16 protein-coding genes are annotated in these 14,364 nt (G+C 63.8%); 7 read left to right on the plus strand and 9 right to left on the minus strand.

Annotated features, from left to right (window positions below; all coding sequences use genetic code 11):
• Positions 1-6: 6 nt before the first annotated feature.
• Positions 7-1,191 carry a vWA domain-containing protein gene (locus tag ROSMUCSMR3_RS02040; protein WP_081506284.1) on the plus strand — a complete coding sequence of 395 codons (1,185 nt, stop codon included), beginning with the start codon at positions 7-9 and terminating at the stop codon, positions 1,189-1,191.
• Here the strand turns inward: ROSMUCSMR3_RS02040 and ROSMUCSMR3_RS02045 are convergent.
• The 8 genes from ROSMUCSMR3_RS02045 to ROSMUCSMR3_RS02080 form a co-directional block, all read right to left on the minus strand.
• Entirely contained in the window at positions 1,188-2,444 is a 1,257-nt protein-coding gene (locus ROSMUCSMR3_RS02045; protein WP_081506285.1) for a PqqD family peptide modification chaperone, read from the minus strand. The two genes, ROSMUCSMR3_RS02040 and ROSMUCSMR3_RS02045, sit on opposite strands and share 4 nt — an antisense overlap.
• Position 2,445: 1 nt before the next feature.
• Entirely contained in the window at positions 2,446-2,784 is a 339-nt protein-coding gene (locus ROSMUCSMR3_RS02050; RefSeq protein ID WP_050775754.1) for a hypothetical protein, read from the minus strand.
• Between the two features lie 194 nt (positions 2,785-2,978).
• Positions 2,979-3,302 carry a hypothetical protein gene (locus ROSMUCSMR3_RS21420; protein WP_081506286.1) on the minus strand — a complete coding sequence of 108 codons (324 nt, stop codon included), beginning with the start codon at positions 3,300-3,302 and terminating at the stop codon, positions 2,979-2,981.
• A gap of 106 nt (positions 3,303-3,408) precedes the next feature.
• Positions 3,409-3,954 carry an RSP_2648 family PIN domain-containing protein gene (locus ROSMUCSMR3_RS02060; protein ID WP_081506287.1) on the minus strand — a complete coding sequence of 182 codons (546 nt, stop codon included), beginning with the start codon at positions 3,952-3,954 and terminating at the stop codon, positions 3,409-3,411.
• On the minus strand, positions 3,951-5,147 hold the full coding sequence (locus ROSMUCSMR3_RS02065) for an RSP_2647 family RNA methyltransferase (RefSeq protein ID WP_081506288.1): 1,197 nt from the start codon (positions 5,145-5,147) through the stop codon (positions 3,951-3,953). Before ROSMUCSMR3_RS02065 ends, ROSMUCSMR3_RS02060 begins: the two co-directional genes overlap by 4 nt.
• A gap of 43 nt (positions 5,148-5,190) precedes the next feature.
• Positions 5,191-5,820, minus strand: coding sequence for a DUF6778 family protein (locus ROSMUCSMR3_RS02070; protein ID WP_237183519.1), 630 nt, complete (start codon positions 5,818-5,820; stop codon positions 5,191-5,193).
• A gap of 136 nt (positions 5,821-5,956) precedes the next feature.
• Positions 5,957-6,241 (minus strand): hypothetical protein, encoded by a 285-nt coding sequence (locus ROSMUCSMR3_RS02075; protein WP_008282986.1) that lies wholly within the window; start codon positions 6,239-6,241, stop codon positions 5,957-5,959.
• A 3-nt stretch (positions 6,242-6,244) separates the two neighbouring features.
• Positions 6,245-9,031 (minus strand): glutamine-synthetase adenylyltransferase, encoded by a 2,787-nt coding sequence (locus ROSMUCSMR3_RS02080; RefSeq protein WP_081506290.1) that lies wholly within the window; start codon positions 9,029-9,031, stop codon positions 6,245-6,247.
• Positions 9,032-9,109: 78 nt separating this feature from the next.
• Between ROSMUCSMR3_RS02080 and ROSMUCSMR3_RS02085 the strand changes: the two genes are divergently transcribed.
• The 3 genes from ROSMUCSMR3_RS02085 to ROSMUCSMR3_RS02095 all read left to right on the plus strand — a co-directional run bounded on the left by ROSMUCSMR3_RS02085 (position 9,110) and on the right by ROSMUCSMR3_RS02095 (position 10,996).
• Complete coding sequence (locus ROSMUCSMR3_RS02085) at positions 9,110-9,577, plus strand: YbaK/EbsC family protein (RefSeq protein ID WP_081506291.1); 468 nt, start codon at positions 9,110-9,112, stop codon at positions 9,575-9,577.
• 63 nt (positions 9,578-9,640) lie between these two features.
• Positions 9,641-10,090, plus strand: a complete 450-nt coding sequence (locus ROSMUCSMR3_RS02090; protein WP_037298841.1) for an RDD family protein — start codon at positions 9,641-9,643, stop codon at positions 10,088-10,090.
• A gap of 75 nt (positions 10,091-10,165) precedes the next feature.
• Positions 10,166-10,996 carry an arginyltransferase gene (locus ROSMUCSMR3_RS02095; protein ID WP_081506292.1) on the plus strand — a complete coding sequence of 277 codons (831 nt, stop codon included), beginning with the start codon at positions 10,166-10,168 and terminating at the stop codon, positions 10,994-10,996.
• A 69-nt stretch (positions 10,997-11,065) separates the two neighbouring features.
• On the opposite strand, the gene ROSMUCSMR3_RS02100 is transcribed toward ROSMUCSMR3_RS02095, so the two are convergent.
• Entirely contained in the window at positions 11,066-11,878 is an 813-nt protein-coding gene (locus ROSMUCSMR3_RS02100) for a protein-disulfide reductase DsbD domain-containing protein (RefSeq protein ID WP_237183520.1), read from the minus strand.
• 156 nt (positions 11,879-12,034) lie between these two features.
• Between ROSMUCSMR3_RS02100 and ROSMUCSMR3_RS02105 the strand changes: the two genes are divergently transcribed.
• From ROSMUCSMR3_RS02105 to ROSMUCSMR3_RS02115, 3 genes are all read left to right on the plus strand, one after another.
• Entirely contained in the window at positions 12,035-12,589 is a 555-nt protein-coding gene (locus ROSMUCSMR3_RS02105; protein ID WP_037298798.1) for a YqgE/AlgH family protein, read from the plus strand.
• A gap of 236 nt (positions 12,590-12,825) precedes the next feature.
• Positions 12,826-13,329 (plus strand): flavin reductase family protein, encoded by a 504-nt coding sequence (locus ROSMUCSMR3_RS02110; protein WP_081506294.1) that lies wholly within the window; start codon positions 12,826-12,828, stop codon positions 13,327-13,329.
• 100 nt (positions 13,330-13,429) lie between these two features.
• On the plus strand, positions 13,430-14,302 hold the full coding sequence (locus ROSMUCSMR3_RS02115; RefSeq protein ID WP_081506295.1) for a TIGR01459 family HAD-type hydrolase: 873 nt from the start codon (positions 13,430-13,432) through the stop codon (positions 14,300-14,302).
• Positions 14,303-14,364: the final 62 nt, after the last annotated feature.

Genomic DNA, 14,364 nt, shown 5'->3' on the forward strand with positions numbered 1-14,364 from the left:
TCCGCGATGTTCCTGCCGTTCTTTGAGAACCTAAGACGCGCGGGCCTGCCGGTTTCCTTGCGCGAATACCTGACCTTTCTCGAGGCGATGGGGCGCGGCCTTGTCACCTATGACGTCGACGGCTTCTACTACCTCGCCCGCACCGCGATGGTGAAAGACGAGCGTCATATCGACCGCTTTGATCAGGCCTTTTCCGCCAGCTTTTCCGGGCTAGAGGCCATCAGCACCCAAGACGTGCTTGATGCCGTCGACCTGCCCGCCGAATGGCTGCAAAAACTGGCCGAAAAGCATCTGACACCCCAAGAGCGCGCCGAAATCGAGGCGCTTGGCGGGTTCGAGAAGCTGATGGAAACGCTGCGCGAGCGCCTCAAGGAACAGCAGGGTCGCCATCAGGGCGGCTCGAAATGGATCGGCACCGCTGGCACATCGCCCTTCGGGGCCTATGGCTACAATCCCGAGGGTGTGCGCATTGGTCAGGATGAAAGCCGCCACCGACGCGCGGTCAAGGTCTGGGATAAACGCGAATTCCGCAATCTCGACGACTCGGTCGAACTGGGCACGCGCAACATCAAGGTCGCGCTGAAGCGCCTGCGCAAATGGGCGCGCGACGGGGCCGCCGAAGAACTTGATCTTGACGGCACCATCCGCGCCACCGCCGAACATGGCTATCTTGATGTGCAAACCCGGCCAGAGCGGCGCAATGCGGTCAAAGTGCTGCTCTTTCTCGATGTCGGCGGCTCGATGGACCCGCATATCAAGGTGGTCGAGGAACTTTTCAGTGCCGCCCGCGCCGAATTCAAACATCTTGAATATTACTACTTCCACAATTGCCTCTATGAAGGCGTGTGGCGCGACAATGCCCGCCGCTGGAATGCCCAGATCCCAACCCAAGAGGTGCTGCGCACCTATGGGCCGGATTACAAATGCATCTTCGTCGGCGACGCCAGCATGTCACCCTATGAAATCGCCTATCCCGGCGGCGCCAATGAACACTGGAACGCCGAAGCCGGACAGGTCTGGCTCTCTCGCGCGCGCAGCCAATGGCCGCATCACCTCTGGATCAACCCGGTGCCACAGGGCGAATGGGGCTATACCCAGTCCATCGCCATGATCCGCGAGATTTTCGAGGACCGCATGGTGCCCATGACCCTCGCCGGGCTCGATCAAGGCATGCGGGCACTGCTGCGTTAACCCTCGGCGCGCACCAGCCCGCGCGCGCACATCTGCCCCAGAAGGTCCGACAGATCGTCGGCAATCATCGTTTGGGGCGTGCCCACAAAGACCTCTGCCAGCGTTTCGGCAATGTCATGGCCATAGCACGGCTCCTCCAACAGCGCCCAAACCGCCCCGGCTACGGGATTGAGGCGAAAGAAATTGCGCCCCGCCATCTGCCACAAAAACACATCCTGCCCGATCTCGCGCGCGCTGACCTCTTCGGCGCGGCAAAACACCTGCGCCAGATCGGCTGGCACGGTCTCCGCCTCCACCGGATCAGGTGGCAGCATCGGGCCAATCTGCACGCCGCTCCCCGGCAATTCTGGCGCAGCACAGAGATCGCGCACCACCTGCACCGCCTCCTCCAGATCGCTATAGACCAGCGTCGCGCAGAAAAGCTGCGCACCAAGCGCCGCAAGCCGATCATAATGCGCCTCGGTCTCGCCGGGATCGGCGATATTCTGGCGGATCATATGGGCCACCGCATCCGCAACCCGCATCCGGTGCAGCCGCGCCGGACCAGAGGCTTCACGCCGCAGCACGATCAGCCCCGCCAAGGGGGCCTGCGTACCCAGCGGGGCCTGCCCGTCACACCGCACATAGCCATAGCGCCGGTCCTGCACCGTCAGATGATCCGCAACATAGACGCGAAACCCATCCGAAACCCCCTCAGGCAAGGGCAGGCGCAGGCGCGGCTGAACCCCAAGCGCCACGCCCTGCCCGTCTGGGTTCACCGGCAACACATCGTCGCAATAAAGCCGCACCCCCGGCTCTGCCGCCAGCCGCGTGACCAGCGTCGTCTTGCCCGCCCGATATGGCCCGGTAAAGGCCAAGAGATGTCCCCCCACCTCGACCGCGCCACAATGCAGCCCGATCATTTCAGGGCGCGCATCGCAATAGCTTTGCACCAGGTCGGCCACCACGCCACAGGTCGCCCCCGCCAGCCCCAGATCGGTCAACGGCGCGCGCGACCACCACGACTGATAGCTATAGCGCCCGCTGTCCTCTGCTGTGACCCGCGTCACCGGCACGGCCTCAGAGGGCGCTCCCGGCAGGCTCCGACAGCCCCAGCCCGGCATCACCTCTGACAACGCCCCGGCCACCGCCTCGGCGCGGCCTAGCACCACCTCCTGCGGCACGGTGTCGAACCGCAACAGGCATTCTGCGGAGTCAGACGCCGCGCGCAGCCGGGCCGCAAACTGTCTTACCGGATGCAACATGGCGCGCATGTCACCGCAGCCTGTTCAAATCGTTCAAGGTGCCGATGATGCCATCGACCACCTGACCCGTACTTACATAGCCTTGCCTGCCACGGCCCGACGGCCCCGACCCATAGGACCCCCGGCTTGATCCGCGCCCGTAATAATACCCGCTACGGGAATAGCCCCCACCCGAACCGCGCGATCCCCGTGATCCGCGTGATCCGCGTGATCCGCGCCCGCTGGCCTCAGAGGCATGCGCCGCCCCCAGATGCACCATCACCGGGGCCACATAGGCCAGCCCGCTCGCCAGCCCCAACCGCATCAGCAAACGCCGCCGCGTGAGATGTGTCTCGTCCTTATGTGCCATATCATTCATCCTGTGCTTGTTTCATCAGATGGGCAGAGCCACCCAAAAGGGGATCCTGTCGCAAAACCTAATCTGGCTGGACAGAAAATCCCGATTTGCGCTCTGATGCGCGGGCTTTCGCCGACCCTGCCCAACGCCTTGCGCGGTGAGTGCGGACGATCAGGGCACCGCTGCGCCACGATCGCCCGTTGGTCCTAGCGTCCCGAAGGACCAGAACTGCGGTTGGATCCGCGCCCCGAAGGACCCGAGCCGCGCGCATTGCCAGCCCCACCGCCCGAGCCGCCGGGGCCGGACCCACCACCGCCGCCCGAGCCACCGGGGCCAGACCCGCCACCGCCAGACCCGCCACCACCCGAGCCGCCGCCGCCGTCACCGCCGCCACCATCACCGCCTGCGCCCGACGCATGCGCCGCCCCCAGATGCATCATCACCGGGGCCACATAGGCAAGCCCGCTCGCCAGCCCCAAACGGGCCAGCACGCGCCGCCGCGTCAGCATTGTATCCTTGTCCTGTGTCATGGTTCTCTCCTCTTGTGATCCACACCCCGGCAACGGGGCGGACAAGAGAGAAACGTCGCGGCGCAAGGATTATTCCACCCACGCCGGAAAAAAATGCAAAGGCCCGTCAGTTAGCCCCAAGCGCCTTGGCCAGACGCGGCAACTTGGCCTTTTTCAAAAGCGGGCGCATGTCCCAGTCGCGCTCCGACAGCGCCCGCGCCTTGTCCAGCACCGTTTCGGCCACCGCAGCCACCAGGTCCGGTTGCGCCTGCCAGATACCGTGCAAAAACCCATCCGGATCAGCCCGCCAAACCCCTTCTTCGGCCAGCGTTTGGCGTGGAAAATCGCGGGCATTCAGCGTGAGGATCCCATCCGCAGAGCCAGCAATCGCCGCTGCCAGAACATGGCGATCCGCCGGATCAGGCAACCACAGCCGCGCCTCCAGCGACGGCGGATAGGTCACGCACGCCCGCGGCCAGCGCGCAGTCATCAGCGCCGCCTCGCCCGCCGCCTGCGCCTCGGCCCCCGGTCCCAGCTTGACCACCGCGCGCAGCCATTCGCCAAGGATACGCTCAGACCAAAGCGGCTCAAACGCGCCGCCCGCCGCGACCCCCAGGATCATTTCCCGCATCACCGTGGGATAGATCACGCAGGTGTCAAGCAAGACTTTCATAACCGATAGAACAGCGCCTTGAGATAGCCAGACTCTGCCAGATTGGCATGCAGCGGATGATCCGGCCCGGCAAAGCCGGTATGGATCAACGGCCCCACCCGCCCCGCGCGCCCAATGCCGCGCGTGCAGGCAGCGCGAAACTTGCTCAAATCCGCCGCATGCGAACAGGAACAAAGCGCCAGATAGCCGCCCGGTGCCACCAAAGGTGCCGCAAGCCGCGCCACCCGCTCATAGGCGCGCAGCCCCTTTTCCATCGCCTGTTTGCTCGGCGCAAAGGCCGGCGGATCACAGATGACCACATCAAATTGCGCGCCCTCTGCCGCCAACGCCTCCATCACGTCGAACGCATCGCCACGCCGCGTCTCGAAACGCTCGGCCAGCCCCATGCGCGCCGCACCTTGTGTTGCAAGGCCCAGCGCAGGGTCTGACCCATCGACCGCCAGCGCATACTCTGCCCCCGCGGCCAGAGCGGCCAATGAGAACCCGCCCACATGGCTGAACATATCCAGCACCCGCGCGCCCTTTGCCAGACGCGCCGCAAAGGCGTGATTGGGGCGTTGATCATAGAAAAGCCCGGTCTTCTGACCGCCCAAGAGATCGGCCATGTAAATGGCCCCGTTCATCGGCACCGGCACCGGCCCTTCGGGTGCCACACCCGCCAGAACAGCGCTCTGATCGTCAAGCCCCTCCAGCCCCCGCGCCCGGCCCCCGGCGTTCTTGAGCACGGTGCCCACGCCTGTCACCTCTTGCACGGCGGCCACCAGATCGTCCAGCATCGCCTCGGCCCAGGCTGCGTTGGGCTGGATCACGGCAATATCGTCAAAGCGGTCAATGACAACGCCGGGCAGCCCATCGGCCTCGGCATGTACCAAACGGTAATAGGGCGCGTCATGCATCCGCGCGCGCATCTCATAGGCGCGGGTCAGACGCGCCACCAGCCACGCGCGATCAATGGCCACGCTGACATCGCGTTCCATCATCCGCGCCATGATCTTTGACGCCATATTGACCGCGACAAGGCCCAGAGGCGCGCGGTCCGCATCCTCCAAAAGTGCGATAGTGCCCGCGCTCAGCGCCTTGGTGCGCCGGTCGGTCACGATTTCATTATCGAATACCCAAGGCGCACCATGACGGATGGCGCGCGGCTCGACATTCGGGCGAAGGCGGATCACAGGATAAGGGGGCGGTGTCATACCGCCCCCTTACGCCGATTGTAGCCCATGGAAAAGATCAGATTTACTCGGTCACGCTCAAGGCCGCGACCAGATCGGTCTCAGCGCGCGGCGGCAGACCCAATTCGCCTCGGATCACTTTGGCCAGATGATCGGTGATCCGCACCTTTTGGGTGATCCCGCGCTGCTCTGCGGCCACCGCTGCCTGCCCCCCATAGGCCTTGAAACTGGCTTTGACAGGTTTCGTCGGACCATAAGGTGCACCCGTCTCGGGGTTGCGCAGGGTGATGGTGAAATGGATCGAATGCATGCCGCCGATGGTATAGCGCGCCTTTTCACTCAGCGCATGGAACCGGGTGACTTGGACATCAAGCACCGCAGGCATGCCGCCCGGCACACCGTCGCCCACACCGCGCGCCAGCGCCGTCTCAACGATGGACTTGACCTGCGCATGGCGATCCCCCGGCCTATCCTCGCGCCAGACGATATCGCCCATGGGATAATAGCTGTTAGCCTCCGAGACCTTGAGGGATTTGGGCACAGTCACCCGAATTTGCTGGACATCCAATGGCACAGCGGCTGCCCGCAGGGCTGGGGTTTCCAGCGGGGCGTTGCGGGTTGCCGTCTCGACGCTCGAACAGGCCGACAGCGTCAATCCCAGCATCGCCACCGTAATGATTCTCAAATAGCTCATGTCTTCCTCCATGGGCTGTGTCCCTTGTCGCAACCTATGGATGACGCCGGATTAGGGCGCATTTGAGACAAACTCGGTGTATTACGGTGTCATTCACCACCCAAGCGGGAACTCAACCCATGCGAAACACGCAGGATTATGACTGGTCCCCTGTGTCGCGGGGTCGGGATCGCCATCCCCCCCGCCTGCGCGCCGGGGCAGCGCTAACCATGCCCTCGCGCAAAACCCGCGTCATCGGATGATCAGGATTATCACCACCGTAGCGCGCGACCATTTCAGTAATGGCACCCGGCACTTCCTGCCCCACTGGCAGCGACAGCGCCCAGTCAAGGAACACCGACCGACATTCCGGCTCGGTAATGCCCTCGATGCGGTAGGATTCGGTGATCAGCCCCTTGGGGTCCATGGGATCACGTGCCATGGCTCAGCGCCCCTTGGGCAGACGCACAAGCGCCGCACCCATCACCTCGGACGCCTCTCGGCTCAGTGTTTCCAGCCGCTCTTGCAACATCGCCAACCCCTCCTGCCCGGTCTCACGTAACAAAAACGCGGCACCACCCTCGCCCATACGCTCAGGCTCCAGCGGCTTGTCGCTGATCAGCCGCGCCACCATCTGCACCCGCCAGCAAAGCGCATAAGCCGCGTTCAGCGCTGCGCTATCCCCGTCACTCAGCCACCCGATTGCGACACCCCCCGCAAAGCCAGAGACAACATCGCGCGCCGCCTGCCCCGCCAAAAGGTTGCCCGCCTGCGCCATCAACTCCAACTCCAAGAGCCGCCCCGCCCCCAGCTTGGCATCCCATGGCCCGGCAGGCGCCTTGGCGCTCGCCACCCGCGCGCGCATTTCGGCCACCGCCTCCAGCACCGCCTCGGGCGCACCCTTTTCCCTGATCAACCGCTCGCGGAACGCCTCCACGTCCTGCGCCAAACCCGGCTCGCCCGTGATCACCCGCGCCCGCGTCAGCGCAAGATGCTCCCAGGTCCAGGCCTCCTCCTGCTGATAGCTCTGGAAACTTGGCCAGCTTGTCGCCACCGGCCCCTGATTGCCTGAGGGGCGCAACCGCATGTCCACCTCATAAAGCCGCCCCTCGGCCATCGGCGCGGTCAACGCCGTGATCATCGCCTGTGTGAGACGCGCATAATAGGGCCGTGCGGCCAAGGGCCTGCGCCCATCCGAGCTTTCGGCCTCGCCCGCATCATAGATCACAATAAGGTCAAGATCAGACCCGGCATTCAGCCGCCCCGCCCCCAGCGATCCCATCCCCAGCACCACCGCACCCCGTCCCGGCGGCGTCCCATGCTTTTCGGCAAATTGCGCCAGAACCATTGGCCAGACGCCCGCAATCGCCGCGCCCGCCAGATCGGCATATTGCGCCGCCGCACGGTCGGCCCCGGTCAACCCCCGCAGATGATGCACCCCGATCCGGAAATGCCATTCCTTGCGCCAACGACGCGCCGCATCAAGTGCCCGCTCATAATCAGACTCAGCCGCGAGCCGCGCCGCAAGCTCTGCCTCCAGCGCCGCCCGCCCCGGCCAATCGGCAAAGAAATCGCCCGCGATCACCGCATCGAACACGCCCGCATTGCGCGACAGATGCGCCGCCAGCGCAGGGGCCGTGCCAACAATATCCACCAGCAGATCAATCAACTGCGGATTGGCCTCGAACAGCGAAAACACCTGCACCCCGGCAGGCAAACCCGCCAGAAACCCATCAAACGCCACAAGCGCCTCATTGGGATGCGCCGTGCGCGCCAGCCGCCCCAGAATATCCGGCTTCAGCCGCTTGAAAATCTGCACCGCCCGATCCGAGCGTAACGCCGGGTAACTCGGCCAACGCGCGATCACATCGCCATTCAGCGCCTCCGCCGCCTCAGGTGTCTCCGGCGCTTCCTCGGGCCGGAAAAATCCTTCGATCAGATCATGCACCTCGGTCAGCCGCGCTTTGATCTCGGCGCGCAACTCGGCCGTGTCACGCCCCATAAAGGCGGCCAGCCGATCAAACTCCTCTGCCGAATTGGGCAACAAATGCGTCTGCGCATCGCGCAGCATCTGCACCCTATGTTCTACCTCGCGGTGAAACCGGTAATGCCCGGTCAGCGTCTCGGCCGCCGCCTGCGGCACCCAGCCTTTCTCGGCCAGCCGCGCCAGCCCCGCAACCGTGCCCCGCACCCGCAGGTCAGCATCCCGCCCACCCGCGATCAACTGACGGGTCTGGGTGAAAAACTCGATCTCGCGTATCCCACCCCGGCCCAGCTTCATGTTGTGCCCTTCAAGACACAGCGCACCCCCCAGCCCCTTATGCTCGCGAATGGCCAGACGCATGTTATGCGCATCCTCGATCGCGGCAAAATCCAGATGCTTGCGCCAGACAAAGGGCTTGAGCGTGCGCAAAAAACGCTCCCCCGCCGCGATATCCCCCGCACAGGGCCGCGCCTTGATATAGGCCGCACGCTCCCATGTGCGCCCAAGGCTTTCGTAATAGGCCTCTGCCGCTGCCATCGCCATGCAGACCGGGGTAACCCCCGAATCCGGGCGCAGCCGAAGATCGGTGCGAAACACATAGCCCTCGGCGGTGCGGTCATTCAGCATCGCCGACATCTTGCGCGTGGCCCGCACATAGGCGGCGCGCGCCTCGTGAAAATCCTCGCGTGCCAGCCGCGTCTCATCAAAAAGGCAGATAAGGTCAATGTCAGAGCTGTAGTTCAGCTCATGCGCCCCCATCTTGCCCATGGCCAGCACCACCATGCCCGCGCCGGTGGCCACATCCGCCTCGGTCATACCGGGCAGCTTGCTGCGTTTGATCTCTGCCGCCAGCGCCGCCTTCAGCGCCAGATCGCAGGCCAGATCGGCATAGTCCGTCAGATGCCCCGTCACCTCCTCCAGCGGCCAAACGCCCCCCAGATCAGCAAGCCCGGTGATCAGCGCCACCCGCCGCTTGCCCTCGCGCAAGCCAGAGGCCAGACGCTCCGCCGGGGCCTCCTTCAACGCCGCAAAAAGCGCGACCAGCGCCGCCTCAGGATCGTCAAACGCCCCCTCCAGCCACGCGGCCTCTTGCAAGATCAGCGATTTCAGAAACGGGCTGCACCCTGCCGCCCCCGCCACCAGATCCGATAGCTTGGGGTCAAGACCGGGCAAGGCGTCACGCGCCTCCTCCCCCTCGGCAGGATCAAAGGGGCGTGGCAGGCGGGTGAGGCGATCAAGAAAATTCATGACCCGAGTGATACAACCCGCGCAAGGCTGGTCAATGCCCCACGCGCCTGAAATACTGTGAAAAAACCGGAGAAGATCATGAGCAAGAGCCTCAGACGCGTGACCGAGGCCCTGCAATTGGCAGGGCATGACATCACCCCCCAAGAGATCGGCGATGCCACAACGGCGCAAATGGCGGCTGATCTGATCGGCTGCTCCATCGGGCAAATCGCAAAATCCATCATGTTTCGCGGCGAGACGAGCGGCGCGGCGCTCCTTTTTGTCACCTCCGGTGCCAACCGCGTCAGCGATCACCGCGCCTCTACCCTTGCAGGCGAACCTCTGGGCAAGGCCGATGCCGCCCTCATCCGCGCGCAGACCGGCTTTGCCATTGGCGGCGTGGCGCCTTTGGGCCATCTCACCCCGCCGCGCGCCTTCTTTGACCCGCATCTTTTGACCTTCCCAATGGTCTGGGCCGCCGCCGGCACGCCCCGGCATCTCTTCGGCATTGACCCCGCACAGCTTTTGCAGATTTCCGGCGCCACGGTCGAGGATTTCACCGCCTGAACCCTTGCAATGCCCCTGCGCACCCCCAACCTTGAGGGCGCAACAAGGATACTGATTGACCCCATGACCGATACAAGCTGGCACCTGCCCAATCCCGACACCCAGCCAGAGTTTTACGCCGATGTGCCGCTCAAGCGGCTTTTGGCCTTTCTCGTCGATACGGTCGTGATCATCGGGATCAGCCTCTTGATCGTGCCGTTCACCGCCTTTACCGGGATTTTCTTCTTTCCCCTGCTCGCGGCAGTGGTGGGCTTTGCCTACCGGGTCGTAACCCTCGCGCGCGGCTCGGCCACATGGGGCATGCGCCTGACAGCCATCGAATTCCGCGATGCCAAGGGCGCGCGCTTTGACCTGTCGCAGGCTGTCTTGCACACGCTTGGCTTCACGGTTTCTTTGAGCATCCCGATCCTACAGGTCATTTCCATCGTGCTCATGCTCACGGGTGAGCGGGCGCAGGGCCTCACCGACAGGGTGATGGGATGCGTCGCAATCAACCGCCGCGCCGCCATGTAACGCCCCCATGACAAGCCTCTTGGCGGGGCGCTTTATCGTTGTTATCGTGCCGCTTAGACAGATAACGGATCAACCATGCGGCATACCCTTCCCATCGCGCCCCAGTTCTACGTGACGGCGCCACAGCCCTGCCCCTATCTGCCGGGCCGGATGGAGCGTAAGCTTTTTACCGCGCTTCAGGGCGAAGGCGCGCAGCGTTTGAATGACGGATTGTCAAAACAGGGCTTTCGCCGCTCGCAAAACGTGCTCTACCGCCCCTCCTGCGCCGATTGCGCCGCCTGTCTTTCGGCCCGCATCAACGTGGCCGAATTCACAGCCTCCAAAGGTCAGCGCCGCACTCTGCGCCGCAACGCGGCCCTCAAGCGCCGCGCCACCTCGCCTTGGGCCACCGAGGAACAATACAGCCTCTTCCGCCGCTATCTCGAAAGCCGCCACGCCACCGGCGGCATGGCCGATATGGATACGTTCGAATTCGCCGCCATGGTCGAGGAAACCCCGATCCGCACCCGCGTCGTGGAATACACCGAGGCCGAAACCGGCGCGCTGACCGCCGTCTGCCTCACCGATATTCTCGATGATGGCGTGAGCATGGTCTATTCCTTCTACGACCCCGATCGCAGCAGCGAATCGCTGGGCACCTATGTGATCCTTGATCACGTCGCCATCGCGCGCGAAAACGGGCTTCCCTATGTCTACTTGGGCTATTGGGTGCCCGGCAGCCCCAAAATGGGGTACAAGGCCGCCTTCTCGGGCCTCGAAGTCTATGTCGGCAACCGCTGGCAGAAAATGCGTGATCCCGAGGAATTCCGCGCGCAGGCGCATCCCCTCGTCAACGATCCGATTTCCGAACAGGTCGCCAATATCTCATTGCCTGATGGCCGCCCGCTGCGCGCCCGGTCTGTCTAGGTGGAAACCAAAAGCGGGCCGGTGCCGTCCAGGCACCCTTGTCCCGGTCAATCGCCCCTCAAACCACCCTTAGCCCGCCGGACAGCCGCGAATATCAACCGCATTGCCGCTGCTCAGGATCGTGAGCCGCAGCCCGCTGCGGTCAAGCATGAAGCCGCGCCCCTCCGCATGAAAAATCTCGGCTTCAGCGCGCAAACGGTTGCCCTGTCGCACGCTCTTGGATTGTGCGACCCAAAGCGCAGGATTGGCAGTCTCGACCACCATCATCTCCTGCGCGCCCATTGCCGCCACATCGACCTCTGCCACCAGATGCACGCCACCGCCCTCTATGGGCGACACCTTGCACACCACCCGCCCCACACCGGCCTCTGCCTGCGTATAGGGCCGCGCGGCCAAGGCAGCGGCAATCTGCGGATCAGGCCGCCGCGCATCGCTATCCAAGCCCTGCGCCACCGTCAAAGACACCGGCACGCAGATATCACTGCACACGCCGATCTCCATATCCACACTCAAGGTGATCGGCTGTCCGGCACGTTCCGGCGTCAAACGCAGCGGCAACACCAACACATGCTCATACCCTATGGTGCGCATGCCATTGGTCACGGTCTGTTTGGGTGTCGGCCATTCAATCTCGACCCGCGCCAGATTGCGCGACCCGCGCCAATCGAACCGCGGCGGAATCCCTGCCTCGCCGGGCGCGCGCCAATAGGTTTTCCACCCCTCGGCCAGGTCGAATTTCAGCGCAGCCACATGGCTGCCATCGGCCGTTTGCCAGCCGTTCACGATGCTGACCGCGACCATATCCTCCTGCGCCCGCGCCCCCGAAAGGGGCACCAGAACCGAAAGAACCGTCAGAAAAACGATGCGCCAAACCTGTATCATGCCGCTGACATGGGCCATTCCGCGCCGATTGCCAACTCACAATCCGGCGAGAATTCTTGCCAAAGGATGAAGAGATGGCTTGCACCCCCGGCCCGCTCGCCCCATTTTCATGGGTAACAAGCACAGGGACAGCCCGTGACCCGAACCAGTCAAGATATGGATCTGACAGGCAAATTGCTCATCGCCATGCCCGGCATGGGCGATCCGCGCTTTGCGCATTCGGTCGTGCTGCTCTGCGCCCATTCGCCCGATGGGGCCATGGGGCTGATCATCAACAAACCAACCAGCGATCTTCGCCTGCGCGACTTGCTTGAACAACTCTCGATTGCGCCAACCGGCCAAACCCGCAATCTGCCAGTGCATTTCGGCGGCCCGGTCGAACACGGGCGCGGATTCGTTCTGCATGATCGGGGCTATCAATCCACTCTCACATCGCTTGAGGTGAATGAGGATTTCGCAATGACCGCCACGCTCGACATTCTCGAGGATCTGGCCCGCGGCACCGGCCCGGATCGCGCCCTGCTGGCGCTTGGCTATGCCGGTTGGGGGCCGGGTCAACTCGAATCAGAACTTGCGGAAAACGGCTGGCTCACCTGTGATGCTGATATGGAACTGGTGTTCGACACCCCAAATCCCGCCAAATGGGAGGCCGCGCTAACCCGTCTTGGCATCTCACCCCTGATGCTCTCATCGGATGCTGGCCGCGCCTGACCTTGGGGCTTTGCCACTGCCCAAGCGCCCCCGCGCTCCTCTCTCAAAACCAAGGGCGGATCAACCGGCCCCCTGACACCGCAGGCCCGGCCCGAATGGTTTTTTCAGGTCTGAGACCCAAACGGTTTGAAAGCCCACAGAACCACACTACCTACGGTCCCGGCACGGGATTTCCTTTACCCCGCCACATTTCAGGGCTACCCAATGGGTCCGCCCCCGATACAGGAGCACCACCCGTGACCTCAGACACCCTCAGCGTAGACCGCGACGCCTTCTTGGCCGCCATGCGGCAGGTCGCGGCCACTGTGACGGTTGTCACCACCGACGGGGTCTCAGGCCGCGCCGGGGCCACGGTGAGCGCCTTTTCCTCGCTCTCCGCTGATCCGCCCTCGGTGCTCATCTGCCTGCGCACCGACAGCCGCATCGCGCGCGCGGTGATAGAAAATGGCGCCTTCTGCGTCAATGTCCTGCCCGAGGATGCCGTCGAGGTGGCACGCGCCTTTGCCGGTTCCTCGCCGGAAAATCCCGCCGCGCGCTTTGACGGGCTCACGATCACCCCCCGCCCCGAAGGCCCGGTGCTGCCGCGCGCAACCGCCTTTTCCTGCCTGCTCACAGACCGGATCACCCATGGCAGCCACGCCATCTGCATCGGCACCGTCACAGCCCTCACCAATGCCGGGCAAAAACCGCTGACCTATCTCAGTGGCGATTACCACATCGTGCGCCCGCACGGGCACTGAACACCCCCCGCGTCTTCTTGGTCAAAATACTCAATTCCACCGCTGGCCAAACAGCGGCCCCCCTGCCATATCTGCGCCCACCCCGGAACAGGAGCCGCCCATGACCCGCATCATCACCGCCCTCAGCGATATTTCCGACAAATATGACGCGCTCTTTGTCGATCTCTGGGGCTGTGTGCATGATGGCGTGCGCGCCCTGCCCAATGCGGTCGCAGCACTTCAGGCCTACCGCGCGGGCGGCGGCACCGTGGTGCTTGTCACAAACTCGCCCCGCGCGCGGGGCGGCGTGGAAAAACAACTCGACGGCTTTGGCGTGCCCCGCGACGCTTGGGATAGCATCGCCACCTCCGGCGACAGCGCGCGCGCCGCCATGTTTCAGGGCGTGGTGGGCGAAAAGGTCTGGTTCATCGGCCAGCCGTTCGATGACCGCTTCTTTGACCCACTCCACCTGATCGAAAACCCCGTGCCCATCGCCCGTGTGCCTCTGGAAGAGGCCGAAGGCATCGTCTGCATCGGCCCCTTTGATCCTTTGGCCGATCCCGCCGACCTGCGCCCACAGTTTCTTTATGCCAAGCAAAAGGGGCTCAAACTCCTCTGCGCCAATCCCGATATCGTGGTCGATCGCGGCGAGGTGCGGGAATGGTGCGCAGGCGCTCTTGCCCGCCTCTATACTGACATGGGGGGGACAAGCCTCTATTTCGGCAAACCGCATCCCCCCATCTACGACCTTGCCCGCCGCAGGCTCTTGGCGCTTGGCCGCGATGTCGAAAACGGCCGCATTCTGGCCATCGGCGACGGGGTGCATACCGATATCGACGGGGCCATGGGCGAGGATATCGATTCCCTCTTTATTTCCGGCGGCTTGGCCGCGGCCGAGACCAAAACGTCGCACCAGCCCGATGAGGCCGCGCTAACCGCTTATCTTTCCAAGGAAAACTCTGCGCCCACCTATACGATCGGATTCTTGCGCTAAGAGAAAGCGCTTGATTTTTCTGCATCCGCAAAGTAATAAAATTCCAACATGGGCCAAAATAC

It is taken from the genome of Roseovarius mucosus (assembly GCF_002080415.1).
Taxonomy (GTDB): Bacteria; Pseudomonadota; Alphaproteobacteria; order Rhodobacterales; family Rhodobacteraceae; genus Roseovarius; species Roseovarius mucosus_A.